Source organism: Pseudomonas sp. Y5-11 (assembly GCF_022368695.1).
Classification (GTDB): Bacteria; Pseudomonadota; Gammaproteobacteria; order Pseudomonadales; family Pseudomonadaceae; genus Aquipseudomonas; species Aquipseudomonas parakoreensis.
The window spans coordinates 493,985-515,294 of record NZ_CP058974.1; the positions used below are offsets into that span (position 1 = coordinate 493,985).

At 61.3% G+C, this 21,310-nt stretch carries 24 protein-coding genes; 11 read left to right on the forward strand and 13 right to left on the reverse strand.

Annotation, left to right across the window (positions count from 1 at the left end):
- Nucleotides 1–187 precede the first annotated feature (187 nt).
- On the forward strand, nucleotides 188–853 hold the full coding sequence (locus HXW87_RS02230) for an FKBP-type peptidyl-prolyl cis-trans isomerase (protein WP_239778386.1): 666 nt from the start codon (nucleotides 188–190) through the stop codon (nucleotides 851–853).
- A 79-nt stretch (nucleotides 854–932) separates the two neighbouring features.
- On the opposite strand, the gene rsd is transcribed toward HXW87_RS02230, so the two are convergent.
- The 7 genes from rsd to HXW87_RS02265 all read right to left on the reverse strand — a co-directional run bounded on the left by rsd (nucleotide 933) and on the right by HXW87_RS02265 (nucleotide 7,331).
- On the reverse strand, nucleotides 933–1,391 hold the full coding sequence (rsd, locus tag HXW87_RS02235; protein ID WP_131670681.1) for a sigma D regulator: 459 nt from the start codon (nucleotides 1,389–1,391) through the stop codon (nucleotides 933–935).
- A 186-nt stretch (nucleotides 1,392–1,577) separates the two neighbouring features.
- Nucleotides 1,578–2,129: a disulfide bond formation protein B gene (locus HXW87_RS02240; RefSeq protein ID WP_182402972.1), complete on the reverse strand. Its 552-nt coding sequence runs from the start codon at nucleotides 2,127–2,129 to the stop codon at nucleotides 1,578–1,580.
- Nucleotides 2,130–2,347: 218 nt separating this feature from the next.
- Complete coding sequence (locus tag HXW87_RS02245) at nucleotides 2,348–3,586, reverse strand: heme biosynthesis protein HemY (protein ID WP_041072010.1); 1,239 nt, start codon at nucleotides 3,584–3,586, stop codon at nucleotides 2,348–2,350.
- The gene (locus HXW87_RS02250) at nucleotides 3,583–4,725 is read right to left on the reverse strand and encodes a uroporphyrinogen-III C-methyltransferase (RefSeq protein WP_047297252.1); all 1,143 of its coding nucleotides are present in this window, start codon (nucleotides 4,723–4,725) and stop codon (nucleotides 3,583–3,585) included. Before HXW87_RS02250 ends, HXW87_RS02245 begins: the two co-directional genes overlap by 4 nt.
- Before the next feature lie 16 nt (nucleotides 4,726–4,741).
- Nucleotides 4,742–5,509, reverse strand: a complete 768-nt coding sequence (locus HXW87_RS02255) for a uroporphyrinogen-III synthase (protein WP_239778387.1) — start codon at nucleotides 5,507–5,509, stop codon at nucleotides 4,742–4,744.
- On the reverse strand, nucleotides 5,506–6,447 hold the full coding sequence (gene hemC, locus HXW87_RS02260) for a hydroxymethylbilane synthase (protein ID WP_239778388.1): 942 nt from the start codon (nucleotides 6,445–6,447) through the stop codon (nucleotides 5,506–5,508). The genes HXW87_RS02255 and hemC overlap by 4 nt, the downstream gene beginning before the upstream one ends.
- Nucleotides 6,448–6,584: 137 nt before the next feature.
- The gene (locus HXW87_RS02265; protein WP_041072003.1) at nucleotides 6,585–7,331 is read right to left on the reverse strand and encodes a LytTR family DNA-binding domain-containing protein; all 747 of its coding nucleotides are present in this window, start codon (nucleotides 7,329–7,331) and stop codon (nucleotides 6,585–6,587) included.
- A gap of 472 nt (nucleotides 7,332–7,803) precedes the next feature.
- On the opposite strand from HXW87_RS02265, the gene argH reads away from it, so the two are divergent.
- On the forward strand, nucleotides 7,804–9,198 hold the full coding sequence (gene argH, locus HXW87_RS02275; RefSeq protein ID WP_047297255.1) for an argininosuccinate lyase: 1,395 nt from the start codon (nucleotides 7,804–7,806) through the stop codon (nucleotides 9,196–9,198).
- Nucleotides 9,199–9,317: 119 nt separating this feature from the next.
- Here argH and HXW87_RS02280 read toward each other — a convergent pair whose 3' ends face one another.
- On the reverse strand, nucleotides 9,318–9,977 hold the full coding sequence (locus HXW87_RS02280; RefSeq protein ID WP_047297256.1) for a glutathione S-transferase: 660 nt from the start codon (nucleotides 9,975–9,977) through the stop codon (nucleotides 9,318–9,320).
- A gap of 123 nt (nucleotides 9,978–10,100) precedes the next feature.
- On the opposite strand from HXW87_RS02280, the gene HXW87_RS02285 reads away from it, so the two are divergent.
- The 3 genes from HXW87_RS02285 (at nucleotide 10,101) to HXW87_RS02295 (ending at nucleotide 13,917) form a co-directional block, all read left to right on the forward strand.
- Complete coding sequence (locus tag HXW87_RS02285) at nucleotides 10,101–10,385, forward strand: hypothetical protein (protein WP_047297257.1); 285 nt, start codon at nucleotides 10,101–10,103, stop codon at nucleotides 10,383–10,385.
- A gap of 260 nt (nucleotides 10,386–10,645) precedes the next feature.
- Nucleotides 10,646–10,891, forward strand: a complete 246-nt coding sequence (locus HXW87_RS02290; protein WP_003229392.1) for a TIGR02647 family protein — start codon at nucleotides 10,646–10,648, stop codon at nucleotides 10,889–10,891.
- Nucleotides 10,892–11,073: 182 nt separating this feature from the next.
- A complete protein-coding gene (locus HXW87_RS02295) occupies nucleotides 11,074–13,917 on the forward strand; it encodes a class I adenylate cyclase (protein WP_239778389.1) in 2,844 nt (947 codons plus the stop codon).
- A 7-nt stretch (nucleotides 13,918–13,924) separates the two neighbouring features.
- On the opposite strand, the gene rnk is transcribed toward HXW87_RS02295, so the two are convergent.
- The 3 genes from rnk to cyaY form a co-directional block, all read right to left on the reverse strand.
- Nucleotides 13,925–14,344: a nucleoside diphosphate kinase regulator gene (gene rnk / locus HXW87_RS02300; RefSeq protein WP_041071993.1), complete on the reverse strand. Its 420-nt coding sequence runs from the start codon at nucleotides 14,342–14,344 to the stop codon at nucleotides 13,925–13,927.
- Nucleotides 14,345–14,572: 228 nt separating this feature from the next.
- Nucleotides 14,573–14,791 (reverse strand): DUF1289 domain-containing protein, encoded by a 219-nt coding sequence (locus HXW87_RS02305; RefSeq protein WP_047297259.1) that lies wholly within the window; start codon nucleotides 14,789–14,791, stop codon nucleotides 14,573–14,575.
- A 2-nt stretch (nucleotides 14,792–14,793) separates the two neighbouring features.
- Nucleotides 14,794–15,120 (reverse strand): iron donor protein CyaY, encoded by a 327-nt coding sequence (cyaY, locus tag HXW87_RS02310; protein WP_041071991.1) that lies wholly within the window; start codon nucleotides 15,118–15,120, stop codon nucleotides 14,794–14,796.
- A gap of 224 nt (nucleotides 15,121–15,344) precedes the next feature.
- Here cyaY and HXW87_RS02315 point away from each other — a divergent pair, with 224 nt between their 5' ends.
- The 6 genes from HXW87_RS02315 to HXW87_RS02340 are packed head-to-tail and all read left to right on the forward strand — an operon-like array spanning nucleotide 15,345 to nucleotide 19,954.
- Nucleotides 15,345–15,518: a lipoprotein gene (locus HXW87_RS02315; protein WP_007911098.1), complete on the forward strand. Its 174-nt coding sequence runs from the start codon at nucleotides 15,345–15,347 to the stop codon at nucleotides 15,516–15,518.
- Nucleotides 15,519–15,527: 9 nt separating this feature from the next.
- Nucleotides 15,528–16,775, forward strand: coding sequence for a diaminopimelate decarboxylase (gene lysA, locus HXW87_RS02320; protein ID WP_047297260.1), 1,248 nt, complete (start codon nucleotides 15,528–15,530; stop codon nucleotides 16,773–16,775).
- 3 nt (nucleotides 16,776–16,778) lie between these two features.
- A complete protein-coding gene (dapF, locus tag HXW87_RS02325) occupies nucleotides 16,779–17,609 on the forward strand; it encodes a diaminopimelate epimerase (RefSeq protein ID WP_041071988.1) in 831 nt (276 codons plus the stop codon).
- Nucleotides 17,610–17,622: 13 nt separating this feature from the next.
- Nucleotides 17,623–18,348, forward strand: coding sequence for a DUF484 family protein (locus tag HXW87_RS02330; protein ID WP_041071987.1), 726 nt, complete (start codon nucleotides 17,623–17,625; stop codon nucleotides 18,346–18,348).
- A 2-nt stretch (nucleotides 18,349–18,350) separates the two neighbouring features.
- A complete protein-coding gene (gene xerC / locus HXW87_RS02335; protein ID WP_239778390.1) occupies nucleotides 18,351–19,250 on the forward strand; it encodes a tyrosine recombinase XerC in 900 nt (299 codons plus the stop codon).
- Nucleotides 19,247–19,954: an HAD-IA family hydrolase gene (locus tag HXW87_RS02340; protein WP_182403109.1), complete on the forward strand. Its 708-nt coding sequence runs from the start codon at nucleotides 19,247–19,249 to the stop codon at nucleotides 19,952–19,954. Before xerC ends, HXW87_RS02340 begins: the two co-directional genes overlap by 4 nt.
- 335 nt (nucleotides 19,955–20,289) lie before the next feature.
- Here the strand turns inward: HXW87_RS02340 and sutA are convergent, their stop codons facing one another.
- Both sutA and HXW87_RS02350 read right to left on the reverse strand, forming a co-directional pair.
- On the reverse strand, nucleotides 20,290–20,616 hold the full coding sequence (gene sutA / locus HXW87_RS02345; protein WP_182403111.1) for a transcriptional regulator SutA: 327 nt from the start codon (nucleotides 20,614–20,616) through the stop codon (nucleotides 20,290–20,292).
- 102 nt (nucleotides 20,617–20,718) lie between these two features.
- The gene (locus HXW87_RS02350) at nucleotides 20,719–21,144 is read right to left on the reverse strand and encodes a secondary thiamine-phosphate synthase enzyme YjbQ (RefSeq protein ID WP_003229414.1); all 426 of its coding nucleotides are present in this window, start codon (nucleotides 21,142–21,144) and stop codon (nucleotides 20,719–20,721) included.
- Nucleotides 21,145–21,310: the final 166 nt, after the last annotated feature.

Below are 21,310 nucleotides of genomic sequence, written 5' to 3' on the forward strand. Positions count from 1 at the left end.
ACCTCCTGGCTGACGTGAGTGCGGCTCATACTAGACCTCTGCAGTTACCGCCGCTAGGTCATCTTGACAGTAACGAAACCGTTGCGTTGCAACGAAGCGAAAATGTTCTGCACAAAGACAAAAGCAGTTCACCGTTGCAGACGTTCGCGCTGGCATAATCGCCCGCATCTCAGGACGGAGTGTGCCCATGTCGCGCTACCTTGTTTTATCCCTCTGGATGATTTTTTCCGCCGCCCACGCCGACGAAAAAGCCACCGCGAACGATGCTCACGATCTGGCCTACAGCCTCGGCGCCAGCCTCGGTGAGCGCTTGCGCCAAGAGGTCCCGCAATTGCAGATCCAGGCGTTGGTCGACGGATTGCAGCAGGCCTATCAAGGCAAGCCATTGGCACTGAGCGAAGCACGGATCGAGCAGATCCTCGCCGATCACGAATCGCAAAACGCCGAACACTCCACGCTGCCTTCAAGCGATGCCGCGATGGAAAACGAACAACGTTTTCTCACCGCCGAAAAAGCCAAACCGGGGGTGAAGGAACTGGCCGACGGCATCCTGTTGACCGAGCTGACCCCGGGCACCGGTGCCAAGGCCGGGCCCGATGGAAAAGTGCAGGTGCTGTACGTCGGTCGATTGCCGGATGGCACGGTGTTCGACCAGAACACTCAACCGCAATGGTTCAGCCTCGACAGTGTGATTGCCGGCTGGCGTACCGCACTGCAGAACATGCCGGTAGGTGCCAAGTGGCGACTGGTGATTCCATCGGATCAGGCCTACGGGGCCGATGGTGCGGGTGATCTGATCGCGCCGTTCACACCGCTGGTGTTTGAGATCGAATTGCGCGGTGCAACGAGCTGATTCACGCCGATTCACGGGCATAAAAAAACGCGATGCGCTTTCGGCGCACCGCGTTTTTTTTATGCCTGCGAGAAACCTGTCAGGCCTGAACCGGATCTTCCTGCTTGTGTGCCGTGTGCAGCACTTCAATCAGACAGTCTTCCAGCTCGAAGCGCTCGTGCAGCAGGCCACCCAGTTCCTTGAACTTCTCGGCGACGCATTTGCCTGCATCGCAAAGGTCGTTGAACGCGAGGAGTTTTTCGGTGATGACGTCAATACGCGGGTAAAGGGTTTCGGCGAGTTCGAGGCCGCGCTTGTCGTTGAACGCCTTGGCTTCACCGGTCAGTTGTTCGTAGATCTCGAAGTGCCCGGCCGAGACATAATCGACAAGCACACCGCAGAATTCCAGCAAGGGTTTACGGTTCTCGGACAGAGCCTGCGGCTTGTCGCCCAGCTTGTCGTAGGCACCGATCAGTTCTTCACGCTCTTGCAACCAGCGGTCGATCAGCAGATGAACTCCACCCCAGCGTTCCTGAGCATTCTGACAACTTTCGAGCATGGCGATCTCTCTTCCCTTGTGGGTCATGCTGCTCTACACCCGCGCCCCTTTTCTGGCTGTTATCGCTTGGAGGCGAACCGGGCAGAGCGTCATCGAGCAACATAAATCCAATGACACGTGCGGGCCAGATTATGCCCGCACGCCTGTGGCTTCAAGGTACGCAGGAGATAAAGTTCATACAAGTGTTTAATCCCTGACCAGCGCGCGGTGCGACGCTTCGCCGCTGGGGGAGCGCTGCAGAGCGCTCCAGACCAGCCTCAGCAATTGGTACACAGACAGGATGAACATTGCCACAAAGAACAGCAGGCTCCACTCGGGGATACTCAAATCGAACAGTGTCCAGGAAATTTCTGCGCAATCACCATCCCCTTTGAGCATCCGCACCGTGGCACACAACCATGGCAGATTGCTGAACAACGCTTCGGAATCTGGCGCGCATCTCGTCATCTGCACCAGCGGGTCACTCTGCAACAACACCTGTCGCCAGGCTGCCGTCGTCCCGCCCAGACTCAGGCCAAGCGCAGCGCCCCAGTACAGCGACAGGCCGAAACGCCGTGGTCCATGGACTGCCGCCACCCCGCAACACAACGTCAGCAGCGCCATGAAGAATCGTTGCGCCAGGCACAGGCTGCAGGGCGTCAGCCCGACCGCATACTCGAGATAATAGGAAGCTCCCAGGGCCATAGCCCCTGCAGTGAAAGCCGTGAATAACAAGGAGCGTGAACAGGCCAACGACATGGCTTTTCCGTAGCAATGGAGACAGGCAGTTACGGTAGAGGAAAGCTTGTCAGCCTTTCAAGGCGGAGCTCTGGCGACAGTTCACCAGAAGTGTAGGGAAAACCCGACAGACGCGAGAGGAATAGGCGTAGTCCGCTGTAGGACATCGCCCAAGACACCCGCCGGAGGTAATTATTCGCTCACTGAACGTTCACGAGGGAGCATGCTCCCTCGCGATATCAGGCGTGAACCGGCACTGGCAACGGCGCGGCCAGCAGGCGCTCATCCAGCAATCCGAGACCTTCCTGGAACAACTGGTTACTGCGCTCGGTGTCACCCAGTTGCGCGAGCAGACGCGCCAGCTCTGCACAGGCCTCCGGATTGCGCTGCAGCCGCAGACTGCTTTCCAGGTAATCCCGTGCCTTGCCCCATAAACTGGTTTGCAGACAGAGACGACCGAGGGTCAGCAACAGGCTCGGATCGGCCGGATGCTCTTTGAGCCAGCCTTCGGCGGTCTGCAACTGACGCGCCGGATCACTGCCGCGCACCAGGCCATACAGCCGAGCAAGATGGCTGTCGTACTTGCGCTTGAGGGCGCTGCGCAGGACTTCTTCCGCTTCAACCTGTGCGCCCAGCTGACGCAGTTGCTCGGCGTATGCCAGCACCAGTGCCGGCTCTTGGCGCTGCGCGGACGTCAATTGCTCCCAGGCACGGGTGAGTGACTGCAGACCAACCTTGCCGTCCTCGTCACGATGCGCCGCCAGCGACAGGTTGTTACCCCAGGCTCGCCTTTCCAGTTCAGCCAGTTCGGCTGGCGGCAGAGCCTTGTCCTTGCGCAGTTCCGGCAACAGGCGAATCACCGCCGACCAGTCGCCGCGCTGCTGATGCAGACGCTGCAACTGCCGCAAAGTCTGCACGTTATGCGGATGCCGCTCGTGCATCGCTTGCAGGGTCACCAGGGCGCCGTCGGTATCACCACGATCGGTCTGCAATTGCGCATGACTCAAGGCAATCGCCAGTTCGGCCTGCGGCTGGCGCTCCAGCGCACGCTCAAGCAACTGATCGCACTCCTCGTACTTGCCTTGCTCGTTGGCCGCGCGTGCCGCGCCGAGGTAATACAACAACGGCTGGCGCTCGGCCTCGGCGGCGCGAGACAGATGACGTTGCGCGCTGGCCCAGCGACCTTCGGCCAGATCCAGTTGCCCGTGTTCGATGGCCACCTGCACCCGCCGGCTGCGATTACGTCGCGACCACGGGTTGACCACACCACTGGAGGCCATGACCAGCTCGACCAGGGCTTTGATGCCCCAAATCAGCAGCCACAACACGGCGATCAGTGCCAGCGTCGCCCACAGGCTCGATTCATAACGGAAGCTCTTGTAGGCGATCAGCACGTAACCGGAGTGCTCGGCAATCGCCAGGCCCAGTGCCGCTGTCGCCGCAATCACCAGAAACACGATCACATACAGGCGTTTCATGGCGTGGTCTCCTGCGCGGTGCTGGCGGCAGGTTTGGCGAACGGTTTGACCGACTCTTCAGCGTTGACGTTACGCCGCTCCAGATAAGCCTGCACCGCGCTCAATGTGCCGGTCAGGTCCGGCGTCTTGACGGTGACCGGTTGCTGGCTCAGCTCGGCAACCTGTTCGAGCATGGTTTTGCTCTGCGGATTGTCCGGGTTGAAATTGCCCTTGAGCACGTCCCGCGCTTCGGTCAGCGCCTGGGTGTAGACGGGCGCCTGGCCATTGAGCGCCGCCCATTGCGCCTGCTCCAGCGCCAGGCTCAGGGCCAGACGCACCTGACTCAGGCTTTGCCCGGCCAGCAGTGGCTTCACGTTCTTGTCGGCATTGAAATCGATGCGGATGTAACGCGACACCTGATCCCACCACTGCGCCCAGCGACTGGCACCATCGCCGTCAGCGGTCAGGCCCAGCAGTGACTCGCCACGATCCTTGTACTCCGGGGCCAGTTCGGTCAGTTCGATGACCTGGTCACGCAAGGCACCAATGCGCAGAAACAGGCCGGTGCGATCCGGCTGTTCGGTGCTGCGCAGCGCGACGAGGGTTTTCGCCACTTGCTCGCGGGCGGCGAACGATCCCGGATCATTCTGCTCACGGAGAATTTCGTCAGCGCCCTGCACCAGCGCCTGCGCGCTGCTGATGTCCTGCAAGGCCGAAAGACGCAGGCTGGCCAGTCGCAGCAGATGCTCGGCCTCGGCCAGACGCCAGTCCTTGCGGCTGGCACCGAGGACGGTTTCCAGACGCTGATTGAGGCGTTGCTGATCACCCTGCAGTTGCGTCACCAGACGCTGGCGCTCGGCGAGCTCATCGGCACCGGGCAGTTGCGCGAGACGCTCGGTCAGGCGCTGTTCGTTGAGCTTGAGGCTCTGCGCCTGATCGTTCAACGCCTGCACCTGGCCGGACTGCTGCGCAGTGTTGGTCTGCAGGTGACGCACCTGCCAGACACCCCAGCCACCGATCGCCACGCCGGCAGCGCCGAGCAACAGGGCGACAATGGCCAGGCCGTTGCCTCGGCGCGGCGCTTGGGCCGGCGGTGGCGTTTCAACCTGGGCATCGATCACAGGCTGGACATCATCTTTAGGCAAGGCTGTTTCGCTCACGTATCCATCCTTTGCATTAGAGAACGGGCACGGGATGCTCCCGTAACGCCGTCAGCAAAGCCGCAGCACTCGCGCCACGGCAATCCACAACTGTTTGGGCCCCGGCGGCACGTGCCAGCTCGGCGACCCTTGGGCTTGGCACAAACAACGGCAACTGCGCAATCGCCGGCCAGGCAGCGCCGGCCAGTTGGCACAGGTGCTCGAAACCCTGTCCACTGCTGACCACCAGCCCGTTCAAGCGTTCCGCTTCGATCCGTCGTGGCAGTTCATCCGGGGCATAGGCTGGCAGGTCACGCCTGTACAACTCCAGATACTCGACACTAGCACCTAGCGCACGCAGGCGCTCGGCGAGCAACTCGCGACCGCCCTCCCCGCGCAGGATCAGCACCTGCGCGTCGACCCCGCTGACCGCTTCGCGCAGACGCGGCAATTGCAGCAGAGCTTCGCTGTCATCGCCGTCGGCAGGAAAGTGTACGTCGAGACCGTGATCGCGAAGAATCTGCGCGGTCGCCGCGCCGACGCTGAACCACGGCATCGACAACGACCCAGGCCCATGAGCGTCCAGCAGATCAAGCGCAATCCGCGCCGCCGGTTTGCTGACCACGATAATTGCGCTGCAGCCCGACAGTTGCGCCAGTGCCCGACGTATCTTGTCAGAGACTGGCAGCGGCACGATGTCCAGAAGCGGCAGGCAACTGCTGAAAAAACCTTCTGCGGCCAACACCCCGGCCAGCGCCGCGCAGTCATCTGCAGGACGCGTCAGCAGCAGGCGCCACGCAGTCACTCGTGACCTGCCTCGCCATACACCGCTTTGAGAATCTCGTCGGCACCCTGACTGAGCAGGTCTTCAGCGACCTTCACACCCAGTGTTTCGGCATCGGCGCGCGACGCACGGGCCTCGGCGCTGAGCAGCTTGCCGCCGCTCGGCTCGCCCACCAGACCACGCAGCCACAATTGCTCACCTTCAAGCACGGCGTAGCAGGCGATCGGCACTTGGCAGCCGCCATTCAGATGTTTGTTCAGAGCACGTTCAGCGGTCACGCGCGAAGCGGTATCGGCATGATGCAGCGGTGCGAGCAGGGCGTGGATTTGCGTATCGGCGCTACGACATTCGATGCCGACCGCGCCCTGCCCACCGGCCGGCAGACTGTCGTCGACACTGATCGCCGAGGTGATGCGGTCTTCGAAACCGAGACGAATCAGGCCGGCTGCCGCGAGAATGATCGCGTCGTACTCGCCGGCATCGAGCTTGGCCAGACGGGTGTTGACGTTACCGCGCAAGAAGCGGATTTCCAGATCCGGGCGACGGGTCAACAGTTGCGCCTGACGACGCAGGCTGGAAGTGCCGACGACAGCGCCGGCAGGCAGCGCATCCAGGCTTTGATAGGTATTGGAAACGAAGGCATCACGCGGGTCTTCACGTTCGCAGATGCAGAACAGCCCCAGGCCTTCGGGGAAGTCCATCGGCACGTCTTTCATCGAGTGCACAGCGATGTCGGCTTCGTTTTCCAGCAGCGCGGTTTCCAGTTCCTTGACGAACAGCCCCTTGCCACCGATTTTCGACAGCGGTGAGTCGAGCAGCTTGTCGCCGCGACTGACCATGGGCACCAGCGTCACCAGCAGACCCGGATGGGCCTCCTCAAGACGGGCTTTGACGTATTCGGCCTGCCAGAGGGCCAGCGCACTTTTACGGGTGGCGATGCGGATTTCGCGAGAGGACATGGATCAATCCGTACTGAATAGATACGACGGATAATAACAGCTCAGCCAAATCCACTTTGACTTGAATCAGAAACGGCGTGGCCTCCCTGGCCTGCAATGCCCGGCAGAAGAAAGTGCAACCGCGCGCGAAGACCGGGTCAGAGGCCCTGCATCATCTTGCGCACACCGGCCACATGCCGCCGGCTGACGATCAGCGCATCACCATTGAGGCCTTTGAGAAATAGCTGGAAATGCCCCAGCGGCGTGCGTTGCAGACGCTCGATACGGTCGCGGGCGACCAGCGCGTTACGGTGGATGCGCACGAAACGCTCGCCGAATTCGTCTTCGAGGGCCTTGAGCGGCTCGTCCAGCAGCACCTCGCCACTTTCATGGCGCAGGGTCACGTACTTGTGATCAGCAATGAAATAGACCACCTGATCCAGCGGGATCAGCTCGATGCCTTTTCGGGTTCGGGCGCTGATATGACTGCGCGGGCCGTTGCCGCTTTCGGCGGCAGGCCGGGTCAGGGCCGAAAGTTGCGCCCGGTTGGGACGTTCAGCCCGCTTCAGGGCGTCATGCAGATGTTCGGTTCGCACGGGTTTCACCACATAGCCCACGGCGCTGGCCTGCAGGGCTTCCACGGCAAATTCATCGGGGCTGGTGCAAAACACCACGGCCGGCGGCGTTTCACGCTCGCACAGACGGGCAGCCACCTGCAGGCCATCGAGGCCCGGCATGCGGATATCGAGCAGCACGATATCCGGCTTGTGGCTGTCGATCAGCGCCAACGCCTCTTCGCCATTCGTGGCGCTGGGCTCCAGAACTGTATAACCCTCGAGCTCGCTCACCATTCGGCTGAGGCGCTCGCGAGCCAGTGGTTCGTCATCAACGATCAGGACATTCATATTGCGCTGGATTCCTGCGTGAGTCTCGCACAAGGATAGCGTAGACAGGTGAAGTGACGTCCGTCACCGCGATCCACGCTAAGACTAGCCCGAGCGCCAAAAAGTGCCGTACGTCGGCCAGCAATATTTGCCAGTGTCCGGGTCGTACTGCTCAAAGCCCGCTGTTTTCTGCGTTTTTCACGGGGTATGCCAAAGGACAAATCCACCCACCCCCTCTTCTTATAGTCGGCGTCCAGACCTTAGCGCGATCTGCAGTCGCGCCGACCCTTATGTCCAACTGTAGACGCTTGCCGGGCCGATATTGCTCAATCGAAAAATATCCTTGCGCAAATCCCTTGCAGACGGCGCCGACTATGAACGAGCAGATGAGAAAAAAACGTATCGACCGGTGTCAGCGACAGGATTGGCAACCCTGTTATTATCCGCGCCAGCGTTTCACGCCTTCTTTCTCCAAGCCGATACGAGCGAATTCATGAGCACTGACAAGACCAATCAGTCCTGGGGCGGCCGCTTCAGTGAACCCGTCGACGCCTTCGTCGCCCGCTTCACCGCCTCCGTCACTTTCGACCAGCGCCTGTATCGCCACGACATCATGGGCTCGATCGCCCACGCCACCATGCTGGCCAAGGTCGGCGTGCTGACGGATGCCGAGCGCGACAGCATCATCGATGGCCTGCAGACCATCCAGGGCGAAATCGAGGCCGGCCAGTTCGACTGGCGCGTCGACCTCGAAGACGTGCACATGAACATCGAAGCGCGCCTGACTGACCGCATCGGCATCACCGGCAAGAAACTGCACACCGGGCGCAGCCGTAACGATCAGGTCGCCACCGACATCCGCCTGTGGCTGCGTGACGAAATCGACCTGATCCTGGCCGAAATCACTCGCCTGCAAAAAGGCCTGCTGGAGCAGGCCGACCGTGAAGCGGCGAGCATCATGCCCGGCTTCACTCACCTGCAGACCGCACAACCGGTGACCTTCGGCCACCACATGCTGGCCTGGTTCGAAATGCTCAGCCGCGACTACGAGCGTCTGGTCGACTGCCGCAAGCGCACCAACCGCATGCCGCTGGGCAGCGCTGCGCTGGCCGGCACCACCTACCCGATCGACCGCGAATACACCGCGCAACTGCTGGGTTTCGATGCCGTCGGCGGTAACTCGCTGGACAACGTTTCCGATCGCGACTTCGCCATCGAATTCTGCTCGGCCGCGAGCATCGCGATGATGCACCTGTCGCGCTTCTCCGAAGAGCTGGTGCTGTGGACCAGCGCGCAATTTCAGTTCATCGATCTGCCGGATCGTTTCTGCACCGGCAGCTCGATCATGCCGCAAAAGAAAAACCCGGACGTGCCGGAGCTGGTACGCGGCAAGACCGGCCGGGTATTCGGCGCGCTGATGGGCCTGCTGACCCTGATGAAAGGCCAGCCATTGGCCTACAACAAGGACAATCAGGAAGACAAGGAACCGCTGTTCGACGCCGCCGACACCCTGCGCGATTCGCTGCGCGCCTTTGCCGACATGATCCCGGCGATCAAGCCGAAACACGCGATCATGCGTGAAGCGGCCCTGCGCGGTTTCTCCACCGCCACCGACCTGGCGGACTACCTGGTACGCCGTGGCCTGCCGTTCCGTGATTGCCACGAAATCGTCGGTCACGCGGTGAAATACGGTGTGGATACCGGCAAGGATCTGGCCGAGATGAGCCTGGAGGAACTGCGCCAGTTCAGCGACCAGATCGAGCAGGACGTGTTTGCCGTACTGACGCTGGAAGGCTCGGTGAATGCCCGTGACCACATCGGCGGGACTGCGCCGGCGCAGGTCAAGGCAGCGGTGGTTCGCGGTCAGACGTTGATCGCAAGCCGCTAAAAGCATCGCGGGCAAGCCCGCTCCCACAGGGTTCTTTGTTGGAACACGATTTTGTGTTCGGCCCAAAGACCTGTGGGAGCGGGCTTGCCAGCGATTACCTATTTACAAACGCCGCAATATCACTTCTTGGCAGCGATCATCGCCAAAAACGCCGGCATCGCCGCCTCTTTGTCCGCAGCAATCTTCTGCACATGCGGATTCTGCTCAAGCTGCTCCAGCAGCGCCTTGGCTTTCGGCATCTCCGCCAGCCAATCGATCCCGAACAGTTTTTGCCCGACCGCACAGGCCAGCGGCACGCTGTACAGAAAGTACAGATCCGCAATGCTCAGGCTGTCGCCCGCCACGTACGGCGCGAACTTGCCGTGTCGGCCCAGCGCCGCAAAACCCAGCAACAGCTCCGCTTTGGTTTTCTCCTTGATCGCGTCCGGCACCGTCGCGCCGAAGAACGCCTCGCCATAACAGGCGCGCCCCGGCAGCTCGATGTACAGCTCGATTTCCTTGGCAATCGCCAACACCTGCGCTCGCTCGAATGGATCGCTCGGCAGCAGCGGCGTGCCTTTCTGGGTCTGCTCAAGGTATTCGAGGATGATCGCGGTTTCGTTAATAAATCCGGCATCGACGCCGAGTACCGGCACTTTGCCGCGCGGGCTGATCGCCAGCGACTCCGGGGTCTGCGTCGGGTAGAAGGTGACTTCTTCGAACGCCAGGCCTTTTTCCAGCAGTGCCAGTTTGACCATGTTGTAGTAGTTGCTGACAGCGAATCCATAGAGCTTGAACATCACATAGCCTCCAGGCCGTGCGGGGTGGGCAGGCACTGTTTATAGATCGCCCGTCACGATCCTGCCAGCAGCATCACGCCGCTGAATGCGGGTAAACTGGCGCCTTTCCTTGAGGAGCCTGCCATGAGCGAGCCGACAGACATCGACAACGACGAAGAAGAGTTCACCGAGGCGACGTTGATCGAAGCCATCGAGAACCAGATCGAAAGCGACAACCCGCCAGCCGCCAAGGCGACCTTCAACAAGTTGACCCTGGTGGGTGTCGAGCGCGAAGAGATCCTCAATCTGATGGCGCACGTGCTGGCCTATGAGATTGACGCGATGCTCGACGAAGACCGCGCGTTCGATACCGAGTGGTATGAAACCGCACTGCGTGCGCTGCCCGAGCTGCCAGCGGAAAAGCAGTAAGCAAAACATATCCCCTTGTGGGAGCGAGCCTGCTCGCGAATGCCGTGTATCAGCAAAAACAACGCTATATGACACACCGCTTTCGCGAGCAGGCTCACTCCCACACAATTTGTCACCCATCCATCCAGCCATCTCTCCGGCCCCGACTACACTGGAATCCGTCTCAAGACAAAATCCCTGATCTGAGCACTGGACATGCCGCAAAAGCGGGTTCACCTTAGGGACGCTGTCGTCCAATTCCTAGAAAGTCTGGAGTCCTTATGTCGCTTACCCCTGAGTTGGTTGCCGAACTGGAAGTCCTCGCACTCTTCAACCTGGACAGTTCCCAGGAAGGTTTGAAAATTCATCAGACCGCTGCCCCGAAACACATTGCCGCCGCCAAACGCCTCTTCGAAAAAGAACTCACCGACCAGCCCGATGGCGGGTATCTGACCAGCCTGGGTCGCGATGCCGCGCAAAATGTGCAAACCGTGCTGACCATTCTGAGAGAGCAGGAAACCGCCTGATTCCCCCTTCTTTTGCCCACGGGAACTCCTGCCACGGGATTTCCGCGGGCCTGCCTGGCCCTCGCGCTAAAAATCTGGCGTCAAAAAACAAATTCAGCTTAAAAGTCCCGCCGTGCAAAGGCTAAACTGCCTCCCATTCCGAGACCCTCTTCGTCCGAGCCCACGAGCCGGTTTGAGCTGACATGACGCGCACCCATGAAATCCGCCCCGATCTGGACGAAGGCATCGACCGCAAGGTACTCAGCCAGCTGCGCGCGCGTTTTCTCAAGCTCAATGAAGGTCGCCTTGGCCGGGCACTCGAAGGGCTGTCGACCCGCCAGCAAGGCGTGCTGACCCTGCTGCCGCTGTTCTTCCACGTCAATCATCCGCTGCTGCCAGGCTATGTTTCCGGCAGCACGCCAGCCGGGCTGTCCAACTATGAACCGGACGCTACCGCCCTCGCCGAAGCACAACGCCTGACTCGCTCGTTCTCCTACAAACCACGCCACGGCAGCAACCCGCCACGGCCGATTCACGGGCTGTTCCTGATGGGCAGCCTCGGCACCCTGGCCCAGGCCGATCAGAGCGACATGGACGTGTGGGTCTGCCATGCGCCGGATCTGGGCGAAAGCGAGATCGCCGAGCTGCGCAAAAAATGCCAGCTGCTCGAAGCCTGGGCCGCGACCCAAGGCGCCGAGGCGCACTTCTTTCTGATCGACCCGGTGCGTTTCGTCACAGGCGAACGCGACAGCCAGCTCAGCTCCGAAAATTGCGGCAGCACTCAGCACTATCTGCTGCTGGACGAGTTTTATCGCACCGCGATCTGGCTGGGCGGACGCACGCCGATCTGGTGGCTGGTGCCGGTCTACGAAGAAAGTGCGTACGACCTGTACACCCACACTTTGCTGTCCAAGCGCTTCATCCGCGCCGACGAGACGCTGGATCTCGGGCATTTGGCGACGATTCCGCCGGGCGAGTTCATCGGCGCCGGCCTGTGGCAACTGTTCAAGGGCATTGAGTCGCCCTACAAATCGGTACTCAAATTGTTGCTGACCGAGGTCTACGCCAGCGAACACCCGACAGTGCAGTGCTTGAGCCTGCGTTACAAGCAGGCCGTGTTTGCCAATCAACTGGATCTGGATGAGCTGGATCCGTACATGGTCGTGTACCGACGCATCGAAGAGTACCTGACCGCCCGCAACGAGCCGGAGCGGCTGGAGCTGGTACGACGCGCGTTGTACCTCAAGGTCAACCGCAAGCTCACTGGCAGCAGCCGAACCCAGAGCTGGCAGCGCTCGCTGCTGGAGCGCCTGGCGCACGAATGGCATTGGGATCAGCGCCAACTGGCCTTGCTCGACAGCCGCAGCCAGTGGAAAGTCCGCCAGGTCAGCGCTGAACGCCGCGCCCTGGTCAATGAGCTGAATTACAGCTACCGCTTCCTGACCCAGTTTGCCCGCAGCGAACAGACTGTCAGCCTGATCAACAAGCGCGACCTGAACGTGCTTGGCCGTCGCCTGTACGCCGCGTTCGAGCGCAAGGCCGACAAGGTCGAATTCATCAATCCCGGCATCGCCCCGGACCTCGCCGAAGACACCTTGACCCTGGTGCAGTCGCCGAACAAGAAAGAGCCCGGGCAAACCCAGTGGGGCTTGTACAACGGCAGCCTGAACGCCCTGGAATGGGAGCACTTTGCGCCGATCAAGCGCAGCCGCGAGTTGCTCGAGCTGCTGACCTGGTGCCATCGCAACGGCGTGATCGACAGCAGCACGCGCCTGGCCCTTCATCCCGGCACCAGCGACATGAGCGAGTTCGAGTTGTTCAACTTGCTCGGCAGCCTGCAGCAGTGCATCGCCCTGCCCCTGCCAACCGTTGCAGAAGAGCCGCTGCTGCGCGCCGCGATGCCGAGCGAGGTGCTGATACTGGTCAACGTCGGTGTCGACCCGCTCAAGCATCATCGCGACCTGAACATCCTGATGACCACCGAGCGCACCGATTCGTTGAGTTACGCCGGGGTGCGCGAAAACCTTGTATTGACTCTCGATCAGGTCACGCTCAACAGCTGGAACGAAGTGCTGGTCAACCGCTTCGACGGTCCCCACGCATTGCTCGATTGCCTGCGCGACTACCTCAACAACCTGCCGCGCGGCCCGCAGCAGCCGTCATTGAAAGTGCGCTGCTTCTGCCACAACCGCGCACAGTTCATTGCCCGGCGCGTCGAAGAAGTCATCGATACTGCGCAGACTCTGCTGCTCAGCGAGCTCAATCACCGCTACCTGATTCAGGTGCAACAGCACTATCACGTGCTGGAACTGGTGCCGGGCCAGGTCAATCATGTCGCGCTCGCCACCCTGCCGGCGCTGCTCGATTATCTGGGTGAAGAACAGCCGCGCTATAGCCCGCTGCACCTGGATCCGATGGCGCTGGAGGATCATGACCTCGCGCTGATTCTGCCCATGGGCCAGCCGGAGGCGATTCAGGTGTTCTACCGGATTACCGAACAACAGGCCGAGTTGTACGTGCTGGATGAGTTCAACGCGCTGTGGCAACAGCATCTGCCGTACCACGACGAACAGAGCCTGCTGGTGCCGCTGCAGCGATTCCTGCAATCGATCCAGTACCGGCGAGAAGCACTGTTGCCGATGGACGGCAGCCCGGCGATCAGCCTCGAAACCTTGTATTACCAGTTATTGCCTTCAGGCCCGGGGCGCGCGCGCCGGGTCGAAGCACGGCCGGCGCCGCAAACCCCGGTGAACAAACCGTTCTACGATGTGCAGGCAATCATTGGCAAAGCCGCACCGGGCGAAGTGCAGGTCACCCTGTATTGCAATCAACGAGAATTCAGCGAGCTCGAACATGGCGACCAGCTGTTTAGCGTGGTCGCCCGGGAGATCGTCGAACAGCGCCGCGAAACCGAGCGCTATCGCTGCTACATCACCGACCTGGACCTCTCGGGCCTGCTTGGTGACGGGCAGAGTTCAAGCAATCTGTATTTGCGCTACAAGGCCGACCTGGAGCGCGCCCTGAACGAGGCGCTCGAACAGATCTGAGGCGGGGTCACTCGCGGAAATCACCGCCGTTGGCCGGTTGCGACTCGACTTCCAGCAAAGTCAGTTTCAGGGTCTTGCCACCCGGCGCGGGCCAGTCGATGTGCTGACCGACCTTCAGGCCCAGCAGCGCGCTGCCGACCGGTGCGAGGATCGAGATCTTGCCTTCGTCAGCATTGGCATCCTTGGGATAGACCAGCGTCAGGTGATAATCCTTGCCGCTGCCTTCTTCGCGGCAGTGCACGCGGGAATTCATCGTCACGACATCAGCGGGCACTTCATCGTGGCCGACCAGTGTATCGGCGCGGTCCAGTTCGGTTTGCAGCGCGATCACGCCCGGCGCAGCCTGGTCTTTCTCGTTCAGGTTGTCGATCAGGCGCTCCAGACGTTGTACGTCCAGACGGGTAAGGGTGATGGAAGGTGCGGTCATGATCCGGGCAGACTCCTTTCTTCTGCACACAAAAAAAGCAAAACCCCGCCAAAAAAGACGGGGTTTTCACCAGGCCTCGATGGGTTGAGGCGTGTTCGGACACTATCACAGCTCAAAAAATATACAAGCCACCCACCCGGCACCCCGCTAACCCTGTAGGAGCTGCCGCAGGCTGCGATCTTTGCTTTTCAAGGAGCAAGATCAAAAGATCGCAGCCTTCGGCAGCTCCTACAGGGAGGTGGTTCTGCGCCTGGCGGCCTGGGCAACAATCACCCGGCGGCGTTGATCGTCCGCCGAACGCCATTCACGAATGTCTTCGACATGGCGGAAGCAGCCAAGGCAAACCTTCTGCTCATCCAGCCGGCACACGCCGCTGCACGGTGACGGCACCGCTGGGCTGACGTTGCTGTAGAGCGGTTTGGGTGGGCGCGGGGCAACCTCGGTCACGATCAGATCTCTTCGAAGTCCAGCTCGAGGCCGGTCTGGTCCTGAACGCAACGAGCCAGAACTTCACCGAGCAGTTCTTCAGACTTCTCGCAGCTCCATTTGCCCGACTCTTCATCGTAGTCGAAATGGAATCCACCGGAACGCGCCGCCAGCCACAGCTGACGCAGCGGCTCCTGGCGACTGATGATCAACTGGCTGCCGTTATCGAACTTGATGGTCATCATGCCGGCCGTGATCTCGATATCGTCGGCATGATCCTCCAGCAACTCTTCCAACGCCTGCTGGGTGGCATCGACCAGATCGTGGAAACGCGCTTCGGACAAACTCATTGTGGCAACCTCAAAAAATGTCGGGTCAGGCTCAAGCGCCGCAAGATACGGACGCTGCCGGCCGATTGCAAAGATTAACGACCAAGCACCATTTCCCATCCAGCGCTCCCGCAGGAATTGCCAGTATCCAGAGAGCCCCGCCGGACGGGAACCCCCTCGCATAGGCAAGCTGCCGGGTGGCCGGTATACTCCGGCGCAATTAACGCATTTTCAAGGATTTCGCCATGAAGCGCCTGATCTCTTCCCTTGCTGCGCTCGTCGCGGTTGCCTGCCTCGTTTCGGCCTGTGGTCAAAAAGGCCCGCTGTACCTGCCGGATGACGATCAGGACCCGGCCGAGCAAGCCCAGTCTTCGCAAAAGCAGCCGTCCAAAGCACACAAGCACGACGTTTACCAATAAGGGATCGCCATGGACGCTTTTAACTACCGTGGCGGGGAGCTGTTCGCGGAAGGTGTGGCGCTGTCCGCCATCGCCGACCGCTTCGGCACGCCCACCTATGTCTACTCGCGTGCGCACATCGAAGCCCAGTATCTGGCCTACGCCGATGCGCTGGCCGGCATGCCGCACCTGGTCTGCTACGCGGTCAAGGCCAACTCCAACCTCGGCGTGCTGAATGTCCTGGCCCGTCTCGGCGCCGGTTTCGACATCGTTTCCCGTGGCGAACTGGAGCGTGTGCTGGCCGCTGGCGGCAGTGCCGACAAGATCGTCTTCTCCGGCGTCGGCAAGACCCGTGACGACATGCGTCGCGCCCTGGAAGTCGGCGTGCACTGCTTCAACGTCGAATCCACCGACGAGCTGGAGCGCCTGCAAGTGGTGGCTGCCGAACTGGGCGTTCGCGCGCCGATCTCGTTGCGCGTCAACCCGGACGTCGATGCCGGCACCCACCCGTACATTTCCACCGGTCTCAAAGAGAACAAGTTCGGCATCGCCATTGCCGACGCCGAAGACGTGTACGTGCGTGCGGCGCACCTGCCGAACCTGGAAGTGATCGGTGTCGACTGCCACATCGGCTCGCAACTGACCAGCCTGCCACCGTTCCTCGATGCCCTCGACCGTCTGCTCGATCTGGTCGATCGCCTCGGCGATTGCGGCATCCACCTGCGCCACATCGATCTCGGTGGCGGCCTGGGCGTGCGTTATCGCGATGAAGAGCCGCCACTGGCCGGCGACTACATCAAGGCTGTGCGCGAGCGTTTGAATGGTCGTGATCTGGCATTGGTGTTCGAGCCGGGCCGCTTCATCGTCGCCAACGCCGGCGTGCTGCTGACCCAGGTCGAATACCTCAAGCACACCGAACACAAGGATTTCGCCATCGTCGACGCGGCGATGAACGATCTGATCCGCCCGGCGCTGTATCAGGCCTGGATGGACGTCACCGCCGTCAAACCGCGTGACTCCGCTGCGCGCAAATACGACATCGTCGGCCCGATCTGCGAAACCGGCGATTTCCTCGCCAAGGATCGTGAGCTGGCGCTGGAAGAAGGCGACCTGCTGGCCGTGCATTCGGCCGGTGCCTATGGCTTTGTGATGAGTTCCAACTACAACACCCGCGGCCGTGCCGCTGAAGTGCTGGTAGACGGTGATCAGGTTTTGGAAGTGCGCCGCCGCGAAACCGTGGCCGAGCTGTTTGCCGGCGAAAGCCTGCTGCCGGAGTAACCCATGCTGCTGCGTTTTACCAAAATGCACGGCCTGGGCAATGACTTCATGGTTCTCGACCTGGTCAGCCAGCACGCGCATATTCAGCCCAAGCACGCCAAGCAATGGGGCGACCGGCACACCGGTATCGGTTTCGACCAGTTGCTGATTGTCGAAGCGCCGAGCAACCCGGACGTGGATTTCCGTTACCGGATCTTCAACTCCGATGGCTCGGAAGTGGAACAGTGCGGCAACGGTGCGCGCTGCTTCGCGCGCTTCGTGCTCGACAAACGCCTGACCGCCAAACGGCAAATTCGCGTCGAGACCAAGGGCGGCATCATCGAGCTGGATGTGCGTAACGACGGCCAGATCGGCGTGAACATGGGCGCACCACGCCTGGTGCCGGCGGACATTCCGTTCGACGCACCGGCGCAGGCGTCCAGCTATCAGCTGGAAGTCGACGGCACCACGGTCGAACTGGCCGCCGTGTCGATGGGTAACCCCCATGCGGTGCTGCGCGTGCAGGACATCAATACCGCACCGGTGCATGAACTGGGACCGAAAATCGAACACCATCCGCGCTTTCCGGCACGGGTCAACGTCGGTTTCATCCAGGTCATCGACCGCCACCGCGCGCAATTGCGCGTCTGGGAACGCGGCGCCGGGGAGACCCAGGCCTGCGGTACCGGCGCTTGTGCCGCGGCTGTCGCGGCTATCAGCCAGGGGTGGATGGATTCGCCGCTGTTGATCGACCTGCCCGGCGGGCGTCTGTCCATTGAATGGGCAGGCCCCGGCCATCCGGTGCTGATGACCGGCCCGGCAGTGCGTGTATACGAAGGACAAGTGCGTCTTTGAGTGAGCAGAAGCCATGACCGATAAGCCTCAGGTACCCGCCCGACAGTCCGACGAATCAGCGTCCGAGAGCCTGGAGGCGGCAGCGGTTGCCGCATACCTGGAGGCTCATCCGGACTTCTTCGTCGAGCACGAAGAACTGCTGCCCGCCCTGCGCATTCCCCACCAGCGCGGTGACACCGTATCGCTGGTCGAACGGCAGATGAGCATTTTGCGCGACCGCAACATCGAGATGCGTCATCGCCTCTCGCATTTGATGGACGTCGCCCGCGACAACGACCGGCTGTTCGACAAGACCCGTCGCCTGATTCTGTCGCTGATGGACGCCGCCAGCCTCGAAGACGTGGTGATCAGTGTCGAAGACAGTCTGCGTCAGGATTTCCAGGTGCCTTTTGTCAGCCTGATCCTGCTCGGCGACAATCCGGCCTCGGTTGGCCGCTGGGTGACCCACGCCGACGCGCAAACCGCCATCGGCGGCCTGCTCACCGAAGGCAAAAGCGTCAGCGGCAGCCTGCGTGAGCATGAGCTGGACTTCCTGTTCGGCGAAGAACAGCGCAAGCAGATCGGCTCCACCGCCGTGGTCGCCGTCAGCCACCAAGGCATCCACGGTATTCTGGCCATCGCCAGCCGCGATCCGCAGCACTACAAGAGTTCGGTCGGCACGCTGTTTCTCAGCTACATCGCCGAAGTCATGGGCCGCGTGCTGCCACGGGTCAACAGCTCACTGCGCTCGGTACGCTGAGCATGGAACGACAACTGGACGCTTACTGCGAACACCTGCGCAGTGAGCGACAGGTGTCGCCGCACACCCTGTCGGCCTACCGCCGCGACCTCGATAAAGTCCTCGCCTGGTGCATCAAGCAGAACATCGGCAGTTGGGCGGCGCTGGATATTCAGCGTCTGCGCAGCCTGATTGCCCGGCTGCATGCTCAGGGACAATCGTCACGCAGTCTTGCCCGATTGCTTTCGGCAGTGCGCGGGCTCTATCACTATCTGAATCGCGAAGGCCTGTGCGACCACGACCCGGCCACCGGCCTGGCGCCGCCGAAAGGCGAACGGCGCTTGCCGAAAACCCTCGACACCGACCGTGCGCTGCAACTGCTGGAAGGTGCGGTCGAGGACGATTTTCTCGCCCGTCGCGATCAAGCGATTCTCGAACTGTTCTACTCCTCGGGCCTGCGCCTGTCCGAACTGACCGGGCTCAACCTCGATCAGCTGGATCTGGCCGACGGCATGGTTCAGGTGCTCGGCAAGGGCAGCAAGACCCGCCTGCTGCCGGTCGGCAAAAAGGCTCGCGAAGCACTGGATCAATGGCTGCCGCTGCGGGCCATGACCAACCCGGCCGACGACGCTGTGTTCGTCAGCCAGCAAGGCCGGCGCCTCGGCCCTCGGGCGATTCAGGTGCGAGTGAAACTGGCCGGCGAACGTGAACTGGGGCAGAACCTGCACCCGCACATGCTGCGGCACTCCTTCGCCAGCCACTTGCTGGAATCCTCGCAGGACCTGCGCGCGGTGCAGGAACTGCTCGGCCACTCGGACATCAAGACCACGCAGATCTACACCCACCTGGACTTCCAGCACCTGGCGGCGGTCTACGACAGCGCCCACCCCCGGGCCAAACGCAGCAAAGGCGACGATTCATGAACATCCAGTTGATCACCTTCGACCTCGACGACACCCTGTGGGACACCGCCCCGGTGATCGTCAGCGCCGAAGCGGTATTGCGCGAATGGCTGAGCGAACACGCACCGAACCTGGGCGCGGTGCCGGTGGAGCATCTGTGGGCGATTCGCGAGCGGGTGCTGACCCGCGAACCGGGCCTCAAGCACCGCATCAGCGCGCTGCGCCGGCGGGTGCTGTTCCACGCACTGGAAGACGCCGGGTACGCCCACGGCGAGGCTTCGGATCTGGCCGACAAAAGTTTTGAAGTGTTCCTGCAGGCACGGCACCAGATCTCGGTATTTCCCGAGGTCGAACCCACCCTGGAAATCCTCGCCAACCACTACGCTCTCGGCGTGGTCACTAATGGCAATGCCGACGTACGCCGCCTCGGGCTCGCCGATTACTTCAAGTTTGCGTTGTGCGCCGAAGACATCGGTATCGCCAAGCCGGATGTGCGGCTGTTCCACGAGGCGTTGCAGCGCGGTGGCGTGAGTGCGGAAGCAGCCGTGCACATTGGCGATCATCCGGGCGACGACATTGCCGGGGCGCAGCAGGCGGGCATGCGCGCGATCTGGTTCAACCCGGCGGGCAAGGTCTGGGAAGCGGAGCGGCTGCCGGATGCCGAGATTCGTAGCCTGACTGATTTGCCGGCCGTTCTCGCACGTTGGAATGCCACCGTCTGCTGACACACAACCGCTTTTTTGTGGCGAGGGGATTTATCCCCGATCGGTTGCGCAGCAGCCGTGAAGTCATCTTGCGCGGTGTGTCAGGACTGTGGGGCGTGCTGCATCAGGGGCCGCTTCGCGACCCATCGGGGATAAATCCCCNGAAGTCATCTTGCGCGGTGTGTCAGGACTGTGGGGCGTGCTGCATCAGGGGCCGCTTCGCGACCCATCGGGGATAAATCCCCTCCCCACAAGGCTCACCCCTGCAAGGGATCGCGGCGAGTCTGGAGTATTTGTTCCAGGCATGAAAAAGCCCGCAGCGACGGCGGGCTTTTTCAGCAAGCAAGCGGCACGCCTCAGATAGGGCGGCTGCCGTACTTGTTGTCCGGCTTCTTGGGCGGATCGGCGACCACGTTGGCCTCCACTTCCTGCACCTTGCCGCCGCGCGCAAGGAATTCTTCCATGGCCTTGGCCAGGGCGTCGCGCTCCTTGTTCTTGGCTTCGATGCTCGGCAACTCGTCTACCGACACCGCAGCCTTGGCTTTGCCTTTGGCAGCCGGGGCCGGCGTATCGTCACCGACATCGTCTTCAGCAACGTCTTCCGCTGCTGCTTCCAGACCGTCCTCGGCCTCGTCTTCGTCGCCTACTTCGAGGTCGTCGTTTTCCAGATCATCGTCGCTCATGTTCTACCTCATGACTTGCGAAAAGCAGATTAGTTATAGACCAGCTTTGGCGACTGTCGAAAGTCGCCGGAAAAAAATCGGTAACCGCTGGTGACCAGCGGTTTACGCCCCTTCACCGTGCAAGGTGGCGAGGACTTTACGGGCACCGCCATGATCACGGTGCTCGCCCAGATAAACGCCTTGCCAGGTTCCCAGAGCCAGACGTCCCGCCGATACCGGCAGACTGATCTGGCAGCCAAGCACGCTGGCCTTGAAGTGCGCCGGGAGGTCGTCCAGGCCTTCGTCGTTATGCTCATAGCCGTCTGTTCCTTGTGGGATCAGACGATTGAAAAATCGTTCGAAGTCGCGACGGACCGCCGGATCGGCGTTCTCGTTGATGGTCAACGACGCCGAGGTATGCTGCAGCCACAAATGCAACAGACCGACCCGGCACGCCTTGAGTTCAGGCAGGCCGGCGAGTAACTCGTCCGTTACCAGATGAAAGCCCCGGGGCCGTGCCCGCAGGGTTATCAGAGTCTGTTGCCACATACAGTTCTCCGCACGTTCGGGGCGCATTCTAGCGCGCTCTGGGAAAAAACAAAGGCCCTAATATTCCTGCAATGATGTAAGCCATTGGCCGCAGAAAAATGCCCATCGTAAACACGACGAAAGCCGTACGAAAAATCCTTTCAGTTGCTCTCTCAATGACAAATCC